Origin of the sequence: Caballeronia sp. Lep1P3, from assembly GCF_022879595.1 — a bacterium.
Taxonomy (GTDB): Bacteria; Pseudomonadota; Gammaproteobacteria; order Burkholderiales; family Burkholderiaceae; genus Caballeronia.
In genome coordinates, this window is the sequence record NZ_CP084266.1 from 208,464 (window position 1) to 224,393 (window position 15,930).

General features: G+C 62.5%; 15 protein-coding genes. 9 read left to right on the plus strand and 6 right to left on the minus strand.

Annotated elements, in window-relative coordinates:
- Positions 1–546: 546 nt before the first annotated feature.
- Entirely contained in the window at positions 547–723 is a 177-nt protein-coding gene (locus LDZ27_RS15440) for a hypothetical protein (RefSeq protein WP_244816859.1), read from the plus strand.
- A 75-nt stretch (positions 724–798) separates the two neighbouring features.
- On the opposite strand, the gene LDZ27_RS15445 is transcribed toward LDZ27_RS15440, so the two are convergent.
- A complete protein-coding gene (locus LDZ27_RS15445) occupies positions 799–1,872 on the minus strand; it encodes a lipopolysaccharide biosynthesis protein (protein ID WP_370653430.1) in 1,074 nt (357 codons plus the stop codon).
- 708 nt (positions 1,873–2,580) lie between these two features.
- Here LDZ27_RS15445 and LDZ27_RS15450 point away from each other — a divergent pair.
- On the plus strand, positions 2,581–2,952 hold the full coding sequence (locus LDZ27_RS15450; RefSeq protein WP_244816860.1) for an H-NS family nucleoid-associated regulatory protein: 372 nt from the start codon (positions 2,581–2,583) through the stop codon (positions 2,950–2,952).
- Between the two features lie 81 nt (positions 2,953–3,033).
- Here the strand turns inward: LDZ27_RS15450 and LDZ27_RS15455 are convergent, their stop codons facing one another.
- On the minus strand, positions 3,034–3,417 hold the full coding sequence (locus tag LDZ27_RS15455) for an RcnB family protein (protein ID WP_244816861.1): 384 nt from the start codon (positions 3,415–3,417) through the stop codon (positions 3,034–3,036).
- Between the two features lie 256 nt (positions 3,418–3,673).
- On the opposite strand from LDZ27_RS15455, the gene LDZ27_RS15460 reads away from it, so the two are divergent.
- Positions 3,674–5,125, plus strand: coding sequence for an aldehyde dehydrogenase family protein (locus LDZ27_RS15460; protein WP_244816862.1), 1,452 nt, complete (start codon positions 3,674–3,676; stop codon positions 5,123–5,125).
- A gap of 113 nt (positions 5,126–5,238) precedes the next feature.
- On the opposite strand, the gene LDZ27_RS15465 is transcribed toward LDZ27_RS15460, so the two are convergent.
- Both LDZ27_RS15465 and LDZ27_RS15470 read right to left on the minus strand, forming a co-directional pair.
- On the minus strand, positions 5,239–5,583 hold the full coding sequence (locus LDZ27_RS15465) for a hypothetical protein (RefSeq protein ID WP_244816863.1): 345 nt from the start codon (positions 5,581–5,583) through the stop codon (positions 5,239–5,241).
- A 97-nt stretch (positions 5,584–5,680) separates the two neighbouring features.
- The gene (locus tag LDZ27_RS15470) at positions 5,681–6,625 is read right to left on the minus strand and encodes a LysR family transcriptional regulator (RefSeq protein WP_244817292.1); all 945 of its coding nucleotides are present in this window, start codon (positions 6,623–6,625) and stop codon (positions 5,681–5,683) included.
- 411 nt (positions 6,626–7,036) lie between these two features.
- On the opposite strand from LDZ27_RS15470, the gene oxlT reads away from it, so the two are divergent.
- The 5 genes from oxlT (at position 7,037) to LDZ27_RS15495 (ending at position 11,621) form a co-directional block, all read left to right on the plus strand.
- Positions 7,037–8,389, plus strand: a complete 1,353-nt coding sequence (oxlT, locus tag LDZ27_RS15475) for an oxalate/formate MFS antiporter (RefSeq protein WP_244816864.1) — start codon at positions 7,037–7,039, stop codon at positions 8,387–8,389.
- Positions 8,390–8,401: 12 nt separating this feature from the next.
- On the plus strand, positions 8,402–9,346 hold the full coding sequence (locus LDZ27_RS15480) for a LysR family transcriptional regulator (RefSeq protein ID WP_244816865.1): 945 nt from the start codon (positions 8,402–8,404) through the stop codon (positions 9,344–9,346).
- Between the two features lie 156 nt (positions 9,347–9,502).
- Positions 9,503–10,516, plus strand: coding sequence for a 2-dehydropantoate 2-reductase (locus LDZ27_RS15485; protein ID WP_244816866.1), 1,014 nt, complete (start codon positions 9,503–9,505; stop codon positions 10,514–10,516).
- Between the two features lie 114 nt (positions 10,517–10,630).
- On the plus strand, positions 10,631–10,852 hold the full coding sequence (locus tag LDZ27_RS15490) for a hypothetical protein (protein ID WP_244816867.1): 222 nt from the start codon (positions 10,631–10,633) through the stop codon (positions 10,850–10,852).
- Positions 10,853–10,940: 88 nt separating this feature from the next.
- Positions 10,941–11,621: a GntR family transcriptional regulator gene (locus LDZ27_RS15495; protein WP_244817293.1), complete on the plus strand. Its 681-nt coding sequence runs from the start codon at positions 10,941–10,943 to the stop codon at positions 11,619–11,621.
- Between the two features lie 84 nt (positions 11,622–11,705).
- Here the strand turns inward: LDZ27_RS15495 and sucD are convergent, their stop codons facing one another.
- Positions 11,706–12,578, minus strand: a complete 873-nt coding sequence (sucD, locus tag LDZ27_RS15500) for a succinate--CoA ligase subunit alpha (RefSeq protein ID WP_244816868.1) — start codon at positions 12,576–12,578, stop codon at positions 11,706–11,708.
- A 10-nt stretch (positions 12,579–12,588) separates the two neighbouring features.
- The gene (sucC, locus tag LDZ27_RS15505; RefSeq protein WP_244816869.1) at positions 12,589–13,779 is read right to left on the minus strand and encodes an ADP-forming succinate--CoA ligase subunit beta; all 1,191 of its coding nucleotides are present in this window, start codon (positions 13,777–13,779) and stop codon (positions 12,589–12,591) included.
- A 352-nt stretch (positions 13,780–14,131) separates the two neighbouring features.
- Here sucC and LDZ27_RS15510 point away from each other — a divergent pair, with 352 nt between their 5' ends.
- Positions 14,132–15,898 carry a thiamine pyrophosphate-binding protein gene (locus LDZ27_RS15510; protein ID WP_244816870.1) on the plus strand — a complete coding sequence of 589 codons (1,767 nt, stop codon included), beginning with the start codon at positions 14,132–14,134 and terminating at the stop codon, positions 15,896–15,898.
- Positions 15,899–15,930 lie beyond the last annotated feature (32 nt).

The window sequence follows — 15,930 nt, forward strand, 5'->3', positions numbered from 1 at the left end:
CGCTGTGCTTCGATTGCCCAGCGCAAGCCGATCGAGGCGTTGCAAATGATGGCTACCGAACGTGGCGGAAAGTGTCTCTCGCCAGAAGCGTTGGGGACGCACGTCAAACACACATGGCAGTGTCACCGGGGGCATGTCTGGCAGGCCAGGCCCTCCGCCATTCAACAGGGGTGCTGGTGTCGGAATTGCGCCGTCCTTGACCGAACGATGAATCCCCTCAAGCGCAAGAAGTACGATGTTGAAGGATGACCGCTGCGGTGACGCGCGCTGGATTGTCCACTTAGTGCCGCCCTTGATGGCGCGCCATGAGCTTTGTGCACCCGGTGGCACCGCTACCTTACTGGCCGCCCGGTATTGGTGAAGCCCAGTCCGGGCGACTGCGGCGGCGTGAGACGGACATTCCAGGGATAGTTTCAGGGGCGGTCAACCGAGGTAGCGTAGGCACTTGATGATGCTAGTTACTCGTGGCAATCGGCTTTGAGCCAGTCGAGCGTGTTTTATGCCGATTGTGAAGAGGCTGCTCGTTCTTCACTAAGTTTCCTGTCGGTGTCCAACATCACGCGCGTGTCGGATGCCGATAGCCGGGTTGTCTCCGAGCGCGATGCGCTCAGGAACATGAGCGCGCGCTACACGCGCATGGCCGATGGCACGCTCACACGCATCGAGACGACTTCTGACGATGGGAAAAACCCCGGGTCGGCGTCGACATATGCGTATGGATGATGGGACGGTGAATCGGCGCTAGGCGTGCTCGGTGTGCCGAAGACTCGCGCACCCGCCGACCACCCTACGCTGTCCCTACCGCGGATTATTCCGCACAAAATTCCTAAACGACGCATACGCCGGCTTCTGCGTATGTCCATCGCCCTCCATCATGCCGTATGCGCCTTCCTTGTCGTCGTATAGCTCGTAAGCCTGAATCGATTGAATGTTGTACTTCGACGCCACGCTGACATATTGCGCCATCATGTCGTTGCCCGTCAGATAAGCGGCAATCTGCAGCACCGAGCCGAAGTCCGGGCGCACGCCGAACTCATTGATCCAGATTGGCTTGCCCATCTGATGCAGAACGTCGAGCACGTCGTGACATCCTGTGCCGCCGCACGCGTGCGTGATATCGCCTTCGTTCGAGTACCAGTGCCATGCGGTAATGTCCCAGCTTACCGTCGGATGACCTTGCGTTCCATCGGGCTGCGAGCCGTCGGCAAGCATCTGATAGAACGCGTAATGCAGCCAGGTGCCGCCCAGAACGATCTTGCCCGCCGTGTCCTGCGACCTCACACCCGCAATCAGTCCGCGAATGACGCCGCGCGCAATCTGGAATCTGCGGTTGTCGTACTGCTGCCACGACACGCCATCGACGTTGCCGCTTAACGCCGACGCCTCGAGTTCGTTGCCCACTTCGTAATATGCGTAATGATGCGCGCGCGCCGTTTGTTCCCCGAGCTGAAAGCCCCCGTTATACGCGTCCTGCTCGTTGTCGTAATCGAGACCAAGCAACATCACCGGGTACACGGTTACGCCGCCATCAGCCATCGTTTGAGCAATGCCCGCGAGCTTGTTTGCCGATGCCTCGTTATAGACCTCGTTGCGGTAGATCGTTGCGCCCAGATCGTGCAGCTGCGCAAGCTGGGTTTGCGGACTCGAAATGTCGTAGGCGCCGCCACCGTTGTTGTGGCCATTCATGCCATAGAAGATCGAGCCGCTGCTATTCGCGCTCTTGGCAGTGGCGGCGAGCGTGGCGCTCTTATCGATGCCCGCGTCGGAAGCGCTATCGCTGCCGCCGCATGCTGTAAGGAGCAAAGCCGCGGCGACGGCGCTGGCAATCGCGCCGAGGCTGAGGGTGGAACACGATCGAACTGCTTTCATCATGATAATTAGTCGGACTAATGAAATTGCAAGAATTAAAGCGATGCCGCGCTGCGGCCATCGCTTTCGACGATTGATTCGGAAGGGGCGCAATACCCCACTGAGCAACGAGCGCGGTGCGGGCCAGCGCCGAGACATGCGGAAACGATGGCCCCGAACGCTGCATCGTTCGGAACGAAGGGCAGTCGACGGGCGATGAACGATGATGCGTTCATCGCGCGCGCTCTATGCGACACCGGATGCGTCGACGAGCGACGCCAGCGGTGTGCTGTTAGGAGAATCTCTTATTCTCGGCGTGCTTCCTGGCCATCAGGCAACCGTTGCCGATTAATGAGACAGCGGGCGAAAGGTTACTTTGTTCTGCCTTCGAAGTAAACCTTGAAGGTGCACATTCACGATTTCGATCGGCAATGGTCATTCAAATAACGACCAGCTAACTCGTCGTTGAAATTAATACATAGCGATACTAAGCAGCGTAATAATTCGACATGTCGATGGCCTGTCGGGAACGTTAGCATAACGAAGTAAGGACGATACCTATGCGACAGGATAGGGCAGCCACGCTGTGACGCTGCGCATCGCAAGAAGCCGCTTCGTGTTAGCCTCTCGTCTTCGCTGCGGCGTGAGCATCGCGCGCCGACAAGACGCTATCCTACCGAGCGCGCCGCATATCGGGCGGCAAGCCACAAAAATCAGACGCACTTCACGAACATGACGTACAGAAGTCCGCAAGTCGCCGAGTTGATGGCGCAAAGGGAATCGCTGGAAAAGGAACTGGCGGAGGCCCGCCGAAAAGAGGAGCGGCTCGCGCTCATCGAGATCGTGCAGAAGATGCGCGAATACGGCATCACGTTGAATGAACTGCTTGGGCGCAAGCCCGGTTCGTCGCAGGCTGCGGCGGATACGGGTATCAAGTATCGCGATCCGACGAGCGGCGCGACGTGGAGCGGGCGCGGTCGCGCGCCGCAATGGATCGCCGGCAAGGATCGGGACGCGTTTCTCGCGAGTCAGCCAGTGGGCCGGCACGCCAGTGAATCGGCTCGGCGCGTGACCCAAGCGTCGCTGTTCGCGGACGACGAGTGACCGAGCGGGCGACGCCCCGGTCGCCCTTTTCGCATGCTGAAATGCCGAAGCGGCACATTGGCGCCTCGGCGTAAAGCGCGTTTACTGCGACAACACCACCTGCGCGATCAACCCCGTCGCTGCTGCGACGAGCACGTAATCGGCGCCCACGCCCACCCACTGATAGCCGCGCGGCGGCTGACGCAGGCCGTGGCCGCGCCAGTCATCGACGACATATTGATGGTCGCGATACTCGCCGGTGAGCCGATCGCCCTTGTGCCAGTCCGGATGCCCGCGATCGCGTCCCGGGCCTTGAGCATGCTCAGGCGGACGCGGCGCGTCGTGGCCGTTCATCATCGGCGCGCGATCAGGTCCGTGACCGTGATCGCGATCGAATTCGGGACCATGCGACGACTGGGCGAAACTCGTTCCCGCAGCAAGGCCAAGGGTTGCGGACAACAGGGCCGCGATGATTTGGTTCTTCATCTTAAAATCCTCCTCGTTTGTTTGTAATCTGACCGCTTGACGCGCAAGCAGGCGAACACTCTACGTTCTGAAGCCCTGCAATGACGTGAGATTGTGTAAGCAATGCTTACTTCGCATTACTCGAAGCGCAAGGCACGAGCCACGTCGTTATATTCGTCCATACATTCCGCTGAATGAGAACAATAAAAATGTTTTGCTTTCATGGATGGTTTTTCTGGCCCAACATGAAGCGATTTCATAAAGCATGGAGACGGACATGGAAAACGCAGCGGACCTCAAGCGCTACGAGTTATTGATCGGCGGGGAATTCGTCGCGCCGAGCGGCGGTGAATATTCGACGAACCTTAATCCGGCGACCGAAGACCCCATCGCGTATGTGGCACAGGGAACGGCCGCCGACGTCGATCGCGCCGTGCAGGCGGCGCGCGCTGCGCTCAAGCCGTGGAATGCGATCCGCGCTGCCGAGCGCGGCCGCATTCTGATGCGGCTCGCCGATCTCCTGCGTCAGAATCAGGAAGAACTGGCTGCGCTCGAAAGCCTCGATGCCGGCAAGCCGATCGGGGGCGTGCAGCGCCAGGACGTGCCGGCCGCCATCGACACGCTCGCCTACTACGCGGGCTGGTGCGACAAGATCAACGGCCAGGTCGTGCCGGCGCGCCCCGACGCGCTCACTTACACCGTGCGCGAACCGGTCGGCGTCGTGGGCGCCATCGTGCCGTGGAATTTCCCGCTGATGATCGGCATGTGGAAGATCGCGCCCGCGCTCGCGTGCGGCTGCACGTTGATCGTGAAGCCCGCCGAGATCACGCCGCTTTCCGCGCTGATGGTCGGACGTCTCGCGCTCGAAGCCGGCGTGCCGCCGGGCGTGCTCAACATCGTGACGGGGAAGGGCTCGGTAGTCGGCGATTCGCTCGTCGCGCATCCGGGCGTGGACAAGGTCACGTTCACCGGCTCGCCGTCGGTCGGGCGGGGGATTTTGCAGGGCGCGGCGGGCAATTTCAAGCGCGTCACGCTCGAACTGGGCGGCAAGTCCGCGAACGTAATCTTCGCCGATGCCAATCTCGACAACGCCGTGCGCGCCGCCGCGTCGGGCATCTTCTTCAACGCGGGTCAGGTCTGCTCCGCGGGCTCGCGCGTGCTTGTGCAGCGCGCGGTCTATAACGATGTCGTGGAACTTCTCGCGCAGCGCGCGCAGACCATCAAGCTCGGCGATCCGTCCAAGCGCGAAACGAACATGGGCCCGCTCATTTCCGCCAAGCAGATGAAGAGCGTGCTGGATTACGTCGATATCGGCAAGGGCGAGGGCGCGTCGCTCGTGACGGGCGGGCGGCGCTCGGGCGAGCGCGGCTACTTCGTGGAGCCGACCGTGTTCGCGAACGTCGAGCACGAGATGCGGATATCGCAAGAAGAGATTTTCGGTCCCGTGGCGAGCGTCATTCCATTCGACGATGAAGCCGACGCGCTGCGCATCGCCAACGGCACCGCTTACAGTCTCGCGGCGGGCGTGTGGAGCGCGGACATCGGCCGGGTGCACCGGATGGCGGCAGGACTAAAGGCCGGCACTGTGTGGGTTAACACTTACGGTTACACCGACGTGCGCCTGCCGTGGGGCGGCGCGGGCGACTCCGGCTTTGGCCGCGAACACGGCGACGTGGCGATCGAAAACTTCACCGAGCCCAAGGCGGTTTGGATTTCGCTGACCCCTTGATCCTTCACGATGCACCGCGCGTCGACGGCGCGCGGTGAAAATCGACGCTTAAGCAAAAGGACGCATAAAGGGCGGCACGAAGCCGCCCTTGATTCAAACATCGCTAAGTTGAATCAGATATGCGCCTGACTCACTTCTTCATTGCGCGCACGCCATAGCCGCGCCCGTTGTGTGCTGTCTTCATACTGAACGGTGTTCTGGCGGCAAGCCTCGATCGTCGAATTCTTGCGCTCGACGATAGCCTGGCAGAGAAATTCGGCGCTATAAGCCTTGAGCAAATGCGGGCAGTGCGTGCCGATGTACTGCGCGACCTTGCCGTAGTCGCTATCCGCCGAAGCGAGGGAGCGGTACGTTTCGGCGTCCCAGCGGAACATCAAATCGAGTTCTTCGAATGCGGTATTGAACGCGCACACCTGCGCCTGCAGTTCGCGTTCGTCGCTCAGACTTGCGTGGATCATGATTGTCTCCTCTATGGCCGTGGGGCATGTAGGCAGAATAGAAAAGACGATCCATAGATGACAGTTAAACTTTTTTCGCTTAACTATTTGCTTTAGCTTATGCGTCGGGCTTGCCGGTCTTGGCGACGATATGCGTGATCGCTTCGATCTGCGCGGCGCCTTCTTCGATCAGGAATTGCTTGAACGCGAGCGCCACTGGCGGCAGGCGCTTATTGTTGCGATGCACGACGAACCAGCTGAGCATGACCGGGAAGCCTTCGATGTCGAGCACCGCGAGCTTGCCGACTTGCAACTCCATGCTGATCGTATGCGCGGACAAAAAGCTCAGACCCATTCCGGCAATCACTGCCTGCTTGATCGTTTCCGTGCTGGTGATTTCCATTGCGACATTCAGATTCGCAAGCCTCCCCGCAAAGCCTTCCTCCATTGAGTTCCATGTATCGGAACCGCGCTCGCGCACGATAAACGGCTCGTCCGCGAGCGTCTCGAGAGGAATGTCGCTTATCCCGACGAGCGGATGATCCGGCGGCGCGACAATCACATAAGGATGCGGCGCAAACGATACATTGACCGTGTCCATATCGCGCGGCGGCCGGACCATCACGGCGAGATCGGTGAGATTGTCGGAAAGCTGATGAAGCAATTCCTCGCGATTGTGTACCGCGAGATTGAGCCGGACATCCGTATTGCGCTTAGTGAATTCCGCTAGCAGCCGCGGAAAAAAATAGTCGCCCGCGCTAATGACCGCGACGTTGAGCGTGCCTCCGGAAATACCCTTGAGCCGCGCCATCGCGTCGTCGGCTTCGCGAAATTGTTCGAGGATCGACCTGCTGTAATGGAGCATTTCATTGCCGGCGGGAGTCAGGTAGATTCTCTTGCCGAGCTGTTCGAAAAGCGGCAAGCCCGCATGCTCTTCCAGTTGCTTGACCTGCGTGGAAACCGCTGGCTGCGTGAGATACAGCTCTTCGGCGGCTCGCGAAAAACTAAGTCGGCGCGCGACCGTTTCGAAGATTTTGAGTTGACGCAGGGTGGCGTTACGCAGCACGGCGAGCCCTCATCCATTCACGATAGCTAACTTATACAATAATTTTTTTTAACTTTCCTTAATCATTTTTCTCCCCCACGATGCTTTCACGCCCCACGAATTTGTAAGCCTTCCGCCGTGGCGGATCGCGTTTCGAGCGCGGCGCATCGCATCAAGACGGCCTGCAAAGGCTGCATCGATCATCCGGACTCTATTGGGAATCGCTCGAAATGATTCTTCGATCGCCTGACGCGGATGTTGGCTACGGATGCCCCTCCATCGCCCTTTTCGGCACGCGGCTGCACGCCCGCGCCGCGTGGCCCGAACACGTTCCCTGACCGACCGCCTCGCCCGCCGGCCCTTCGGCGCCGGTGATCTCGCAGCACATCAAGCGCCGCACGAGCGCTGAGACAGATAACGGAGACAGACATGGCAAGCGCAGACACGGTTGTGTCCGGGCATTCGCACGGGCGTCACCACAACAGATGGATTCAGCTGGCGATCGGCATTCTATGCATGGGCCTCGTCGCCAATCTTCAATACGCGTGGACGCTTTTCGTCGTACCGATGGATGCGAAGCATCATTGGGGTCAAGCGGCGATTCAAACGGCTTTCACCATATTCATCGTCACCGAGACGTGGCTCGTGCCGGTCGAGGGCTGGCTCGTCGACAAGTTCGGGCCGAGGCCGGTGGTCATCGGCGGGTCGGTGTGCGCGGCGCTCGGCTGGATCATCGACGCCCACGCGACGAGCCTCGCGCATCTGTACATCGCGGCGGTCGTCGCGGGCGTGGGCGCGGGCTGCGTGTATGGGACGTGCGTCGGCACGGCGCTCAAGTGGTTCCCCGACAAGCGCGGTCTCGCGGCGGGCCTCACGGCAGCCGGTTTCGGCGCGGGCGCGGCCGTGACGGTCATTCCGATCTCGAACATGATTCAAAGCTCGGGCTACGAGCATGCGTTCATGTTCTTCGGCATCTTCCAGGGCGTGTGCATCTTCCTGCTCGCGCTGATGCTCGTGCGTCCGAAGCCGCCCGTGAATATGGTGGCGCCCAAGCGCGTGGTGTCGACGAAGATCGATTACACGACCGGCCAGATGGTGCGCTCGCCGCTCTTCTGGGTGCTCTACCTGATGTTCGTATTCGTCGCGGCGGGCGGCGTGATCGCCACCGCGCAGTTCGGCCCGATCGCCAAGGAATACGGCTTCGCGAAGATGCCCGTCAACCTGCTCGGCGTGACGCTGCCGCTGCTCGCGATGACGCTCTCCATCGACAATCTCTGCAACGGCTTCACGCGTCCGCTGTGCGGTTTCATCTCGGACAGGATCGGCCGCGAGAACACGATGTTCATCATCTTCCTCGGCGAAGGCATCGCGCTGCTCGGGCTGATGAAGTTCGGGCATCACCCGTATCTGTTCATGCTGTTCGCCGCGATGACCTTCCTCTGCTGGGGCGAAATCTTCTCGATCTTCCCGGCGACGTGCGCGGACACGTTCGGCAGCAAGTACGCAGCCGCCAACGCCGGCACGCTCTATACGGCGAAGGGCACGGCGTCGATGCTCGTGCCGCTTGCGTCCGTGCTCGCGTCGATCGGCTCGTGGAATGCGGTCTTCATCACGGCGGCGGTGACATCGATCGCGGCCGCTTTCTGCGCCAAGTTCGTGCTCGCACCGATGCGCAAGCGCTGGATCGAGAATACGGTGGCGCAGACGGCCGGCGATTCGCCGATGAACGCGTCGTTTCAGACGAGTTGGCCGGAAGCGTCGGGCAACACGTCGGTGCAGTAAAGGAAGCGGCGCATGCGCGATCGTCCGCTCGACCGCGCGCATGCGCCTTCGGTCTCGCTGCATCAGTTGAGGCTCTTCATCGCCCTCGCGCGATACAGGAGCTTCACGCGCGTCGGCGATGAATTCGGCATCACGCAATCGGCGGTCAGCCGCGGCATTCGAGAACTAGAAGACGAAATCGCGCTCCGGCTTTTCGATCGCACCACGCGTCAGGTCGCGCTCACCGATACCGGACGGCGGCTGCTCGCGCGCCTCGCGCCGCTCGTGGAGGAACTGGAAGCGACGCTGCGGCCTCACCCGCACAATTCGACGGAGCCGGGCGTGGTCAACGTCGCGAGCAGTTGCGGTCTCACCGCGAGCGTGCTCCCCGCGCTGCTCGCGTCGTGCAAGTCGCGCTTGCCGGAGGTGACCGTCGTCGTGATGGATCGCCCGCAAAACGCCGTGCTGCAACTCGTCCGTTCGGGCGAGGCGGAATTCGGCATCGTGATCGCGCCGGACAATCTCGACGAACTCGCCGCCGAGCCGCTCTTCGACGACAGCTTCGCCGCGGTCGCCGGCGCGTCGCACCGGCTCGGGCAAGCGGAACGCCTGAACTGGCAGGACTTGCGCGGCATGCCGCTGCTCCTTCTCGACGACGACACCGGCAGTCTCGCCGCCATCGAAAACGCGCTGGCGCGCCACGGCATCGCCGGCGCGGTGCGTCAGCGGTTCACGCAACCGGCAGCCGTCGCGCGCATGGCGGAGGCGGGGCTCGGCATCGGCGTCCTGCCGATGCACGCGCGCGCAATCGCCGAAAGCAGTGCCAGCGCGTTCATCCCGCTCGTACCCGACGAGTCACGCACGCTCATGCTCGTCCGCCGTCGCGGCCGCGCATTGCGGGCGAGCGCGGCGCATGTCTGGTCGCACTTCATGGCGTCGTCGACGCAAACTCTCGTTACCTCGCAAGCCGTCGCCTGACGGCGTCTCGCTTCTCCTATCATTGACCGCAATGCGTTCGCCGCATGCGGGTTTCCGCTTGTCCCCCCGCGCACGAATCGCCTTGTTCTGACCGTTGACGGAATGTAGTATCTTGTATATCAGAAGGCTATAAGGCTACAACTCAGGAGACAGACCATGAAAATCTGCGTGTACGGCGCCGGTGCCATCGGCGGTTACATGGGCGCGCAACTCGCGCGTGCCGGAGCGGACGTGAGCTTCGTCGCGCGCGGGCCGCATCTCGCCGCGATGCAGGCGAACGGCGTGCGCCTGCGCATCGGCGGGGAAGAGCACACGGTGAAGGTGCGCTGCACGAACGATCCCGCCGAGCTCGGGCCGCAGGATTACGTCATCATCGCGCTGAAGGCGCATTCGGTGCCGGGCGTCGTCGACCTGATTCCGCCGCTTCTCGGGCCTGACACGGCCATCGTCACCGCGGTCAACGGCTTGCCTTACTGGTACTTCTATCAGCACGGCGGCGAACTCGCCGGCACCACATTGCAAAGCATCGATCCGGGCGGGCGGCAGTGGAGCGTCTTCGGGCCGGAGCGCGCGATCGGCTGCGTGCTGTTGCCGGCGGCGGAGATCGTCGAGCCGGGCGTGATCGAGCATCACTACGGCAACAAATTCCCGATCGGCGAGCCGAGCGGCGAAACCACACCGCGTCTGCAGGCGCTGCACGACATCATGGTCGCGGCGGGCATGGAAGCGCCGATGCGCGACAACATCCGCGACGAAATCTGGCTGAAGTTATGGGGCAACCTGTGCTTCAACCCGATCAGCGCGCTCACGCACGCCACGCTCGATGTCCTCACGAGCGACCCCGGCACGCGCGCGCTCTCGAAGGCGATGATGCTCGAGGCCAAAGCCATCGGCGACAAGATCGGCGTGAACTTTCGCGTGGACGTGGAGCGGCGCATCAACGGCGCGGGCGCGGTCGGCGCGCACAAGACGTCGATGCTGATGGACTGCGAAGCCGGCCGGCCGATGGAAATCGATCCGCTCATCACGGTCGTCCAGGAAATCGGGCGTCTGGTCGAAGTCGACACGCCGATGATCGATGCGGTGCTCGCACTGATCAAGCTGCGCGAAGCGGTGAATCAAGGCACAGCCCGCGCCACGGCGTCGCCGGAAGCGCAAAAAGCAGCCTAAACTGCATCCAGAGGCGCCAGCGTTGTTTCTGATATACAAGATGCAAAATATGTTGCGTTCTGCTGCGACGCAACATATACTGAGGGCTCTTGAGTGATTTAACCGGAGCCTGAAATGAGCATCGCCTTGTTGGTAGTGGTTGGATTCGCGCTGGTTGCCGTGGGTGTGGGCGTTACGTTTATGATTGCGTCGGCGGTGCCGCAGGACATGCTGCAGCGCGCGCAGGATCACGGTCGCTTTGCCGGCCTCGCGGCGGACGACCAGAATGGCGGTTCGGGCAAGCGCGTCGTCGCGAACCGGCCGCAAATGGGAAATCAAGCCATCAATGCCATCTGATACTCAATCCGTAGACACGCCGGAAGTGCGTCCCGAAGCGCGTCCTGAAGCGCGTCCTGACGTTCGGCCCGATGTCCGTGCGTCCGGGCTGACGCTTTCGCTGGAGCCGATCAACGCCACGGTTTCGCTGCGCGATCAGGCATACGCGAAGCTGCGGCAAGCCATCGCCGAGGCGGACATCTACCGTTCGCGCGAGGAAATCCGGCTGGACGAGAAAGAGCTGACGGAAGCGCTGGGCGTCTCGCGCACGCCGATCCGCGAGGCCATGACGCTGCTTGAGCAGGAAGGCTTTCTGCGCACGGTGCCGCGCCGGGGCGTATATATCTTGCGCAAGACCAAGCGCGAGATCGTCGAGATGATTCACATGTGGGCCGCGCTCGAGAGCATGGCGGCGCGCCTCGCGACGCAGCGCGCGACCGACGAGGAAATCGCGCAGCTTCGCCACATGTTCGACAACTTTCGCGACGGCACGCCCGCCGAACACATCGACGAGTACTCGGAAGCGAACATCGCGTTCCATTCGGCGATCGTGCGGCTGTCGAAGTCGGAGATCATCTACGACACGATCAAGAATATCTTCACGCACGTCCGCGCCATCCGGAAGATGACGATTTCGCAGAGCGACCGCGCGTCGCGCTCGATCGTGGATCACATGCGGATTATCGAGGCGCTGGAAAAGCGCGACACCGAACTGGTCGAGCGGCTCGTGAAGCAGCATTCGCTCGATCTCGCGGCGTTCGTCGAGGCGAATTGCGACTTCCTGGATTGAAATTTGAAGCGCGCAAAGCAATATAAGAGAAAGGCCGCGCGGCGTACGCCGCGCGGCCTTTTTGCGTGCGCGGACGGGCGCGCGCTATCGCATGGCGCGCAGCATGGTTTCACCGAGCGCGGCGGGCGAGTCCGCGACGCGGATTCCCGCCGACTTCATCGCGTCGATCTTCGCGGCGGCTGTTCCGGCACCGCCCGAGATGATCGCGCCCGCGTGCCCCATGCGTCGTCCCGGCGGCGCGCTGGTTCCGGCGATGAACCCGACGACCGGCTTCTTCGTCTGCGCATCCTTCAGGAATTGCGCCGCTTCTTCTTCCGCCGAACCGCCGATCTCGCCGATCATGATGATGCCTTCGGTCGCGTCGTCTTCGAGAAAGAGCGACAGGCAGTCGATGAAGTTCGTGCCGTTCACCGGATCGCCGCCGATGCCGATGCACGTCGTCTGCCCGAGTCCGGCCGCCGTGGTCTGCGCGACCGCTTCGTAAGTCAGCGTGCCCGAGCGCGACACCACGCCGATCTTCCCCGGCCGATGAATATGCCCCGGCATGATGCCGATCTTGCACGCGCCCGGCGTGATGACGCCCGGACAGTTCGGCCCGACGAGCCGGCTCTTCGAACCGTCGAGCGCGCGCTTCACGCGCAGCATGTCGAGCACCGGAATGCCTTCCGTGATGCAGACGATGAGCGGCACGTTCGCGTCGATGGCTTCGAGAATCGCATCGGCGGCGAAGGGCGGCGGCACGTAGATCACGGAGGCATCCGCGCCCGTTCTGGCGACCGCGTCGGCCACGGTGTCGAACACGGGCAAGTCGAGATGCGTCGTGCCGCCCTTGCCGGGCGTGACGCCGCCCACCATGCGCGTGCCATACGTGATGGCCTGTTCCGAATGAAAGGTGCCTTGCGCGCCGGTGAAGCCCTGGCAAATCACCTTCGTGTTGCTGTCGATCAGGACGCTCATGTGGCTTCTCTCAATGGTGGACGGCGCTGACGATCTTGTCGGCGGCGTCGGCGAGGTTGTCGGCGGGAATGATGGTGAGGCCGGAGTTGCGCAGAATCTCGCGGCCCGCATCGACGTTCGTGCCGGCGAGGCGCACGACGAGCGGCACGTCGAGCTCGATCTCGCGCGCCGCCGCGACGACGCCTTCCGCGATCACGTCGCAGCGCATGATGCCACCGAAGATGTTGACGAGGATGCCTTTGACCTTGGGATCGCGCAGGATCAGCTTGAACGCGGTCGCAACGCGCTCTCGCGTGGCGCCGCCGCCCACGTCGAGAAAATTCGCCGGCTCGCCGCCGTAGAGCTTGATGATGTCCATCGTGGCCATGGCGAGGCCCGCGCCGTTCACCATGCAGCCGATGCTGCCGTCGAGCTTCACGTAATTGAGGCCGTGCTTCGCGGCTTCGATTTCCGCGGGATCTTCTTCGTCTTCGTCGCGCAGCGCTTCCACATCGGGATGGCGATAGAGCGCGTTGTCGTCGAAATTGAGCTTGGCGTCGAGCGCCATGACGTCGCCGGAACCGGTCACGACGAGCGGATTCACTTCCACCACGGAAGCGTCCAGTTCGACGAACGCCTGATACAGCGCCGCGATGAACTTCGACGCCGCTTTCACCTGTGCGCCCGTCAGACCAAGTCCGAACGCGATCTGCCGCGTGTGGAAGGGCTGAAGGCCGGTCGCCGGATCGATCGCGACTTTGAGAATCTTCTCGGGCGTGCGATGCGCCACTTCCTCGATCTCCATGCCGCCTTCGGTCGACGCCATGATCGTGATGCGCGAACTTGCGCGATCGACGAGCATGCCGAGATACAGCTCGCGCACGATGTCGCAGCCTTCCTCGACGTAGAGGCGCTTCACTTGCCGACCGCCGGGGCCGGTCTGCTTCGTGACGAGCACCGACGACAGCATCTGCTGCGCGTTCGCGCGCACGTCGTCGATGGATTTCACGACGCGCACGCCGCCTTTGCCGTCGGGATCGTTCGTGAAGCGTCCCGCGCCGCGTCCTCCCGCATGAATCTGCGATTTGACGACCCAGACCGGGCCGCCCAGCGCGTTCGCGGCGTCGGCGGCTTCCTGCGCGCTGAAAGCGACGCGGCCGTGCGGCACCGCGACGCCGTACTTTCGCAGCAGCGCCTTCGCCTGATATTCGTGGATGTTCATTGCGTCTCCTGTGTCGGCCGGACGCGCGCGCGATGACGTCGGTCCGGTTCGATACAAAGCGTTTTTGGGATGGCGCGAACGGTTTCGGCAGCAGGAAGCGCACGCGCTGGTATGAGATATATCACATATCAGGTTCCGCAAAGAAATTCGCGCCGTGCCGCGATGCAGCAAGGAAGTTAATTGCAGTCCGGATGCACAAGGTGAACGAGGATCGTGCGGTGCGTCACAGGGTTTGTTCCAATGCGATGATCGTTGACTAATACTGTGTGTGGAATATTGTATATCACAGCAACCGGGCGGAAGCGCGACGCCCGGACACGCACACACAACCCCCATCGAGGAGGAGACAACAATGTCCGAAGTCGTCAGCAGCCGCCCGGAAGTCGCCCCAGTCAGCACCACCGCCGATGACACGCTCAAACAGAAAACGCGCGGCGCGGGCGTCATCTCGGGCGGTCATCTGGTCGCGCGAGCGCTCAAGAACGAAGGCGTCGACACGATCTTCACGCTGTGCGGCGGCCACATCATCGATATTTACGACGGCTGCGTCGACGAAGGCATCCGCATCATCGACGTGCGGCACGAACAGGTTGCCGCGCACGCCGCCGATGGCTACGCGCGTCAAACGGGCAAGCTCGGCTGCGTCGTGACGACCGCCGGCCCCGGCTGCACGAACGCGGTCACGGGCGTGGCCACGGCGTTCCGCTCGGAAAGCCCGATCATCCATATCGGCGGGCAGGGCGCGCTCACGCAGCACAAGATGGGCTCGCTGCAAGACTTGCCGCACGTCGACATGATGTCGCCGATCACCAAGTTCGCCGCGACCGTGCCGAGCACCGAACGCGTCGCCGACATGATCTCGATGGCCGCCCGCGAAGCCTTCAACGGCGCGCCCGGCCCGGCGTATCTGGAGATTCCGCGCGACGTGCTCGACCGCGAAATCGACGTGACGAAGGCGGTGATTCCGCAGCCGGGGCGCTATCGCGCATCGACGAAATCGGTCGGCGATCCGAACGACATCGAAAAGCTCGCCGATCTGCTCGTGAACTCGGAGCGCCCCGCGATTCTCTACGGCCAGCAAGTGTGGACGGCGCGCGGCCACGAAGAAGCGATCGCGCTCCTGCGCGGCCTCGACATTCCCGGCTATTTCAACGGCGCGAGCCGCGGCCTGTTGCCGCCGGGCGACCCGCATCACTTCGACCGCACGCGCTCGCAGGCTTTCGCGAAGGCCGATCTGATCGTGATCGTCGGCACGCCGTTCGATTTCCGCATGGGCTACGGCAAGCGCATCAGCAAAGACCTGAAGCTCGTGCAAATCGACATGGATTACCGCACGGTCGGCAAGAACCGCGAGATCGATCTCGGGCTGGTCGGCGATCCGGGCGCGATACTCGGCGCGGTGCTGCAGGCCGCCAGCGGGCGCCTGAAGAACGACAAGCGCCAGTTGCGCCAGGCATGGATGCGCGAACTCACCTCCGCCGAGGAAACCGCGACCGCGAAGCTGATGCCGCTCTTCACGTCCGATGCCAGCCCGATCCATCCGTACCGCGTCGCGCACGAGATCAACCAGTTCCTGTCCGACGACACGATCTATATCGGCGATGGCGGCGACGTCGTCACGATCTCCGCGCAGGCCGTGCGCCCGCGCCGCCCCGGACAGTGGATGGACCCCGGCGCGCTCGGCTCGCTCGGCGTCGGGACGGGCTTCGCGATTGCTGCGGGCCTTGCCAATCCGGAGAAGGAAGTGCTCTGCTACTACGGCGACGGCGCGTTCTCCATGACGTCGTTCGACATGGAAACCGCGAACCGCTTCGGCGTGCCGTATATCGCGGTCGTCGGCAATAACTCGGCGATGAACCAGATTCGCTACGGCCAGCTCGCGAAGTACGGCGAGGAGCGCGGCAACGTCGGCAATCTGCTGTCGGACGTGCCGTATGGCCGCTTCGCCGAAATGCTCGGCGGCTACGGCGAGGAAGTCTACGAAGCGTCGAAGATCGCGGGCGCGTTGCAGCGGGCGCGCGAATCCATCGCGAAGACGGGCAAGAGCGCGGTCATCAACATCTGGGTCGATCCGAGCGTGTACGCTCCTGGCACGATGGCGCAGACGATGTACAAATAAAGGTGAACGATAAACGAGAGACTTGGGAGACA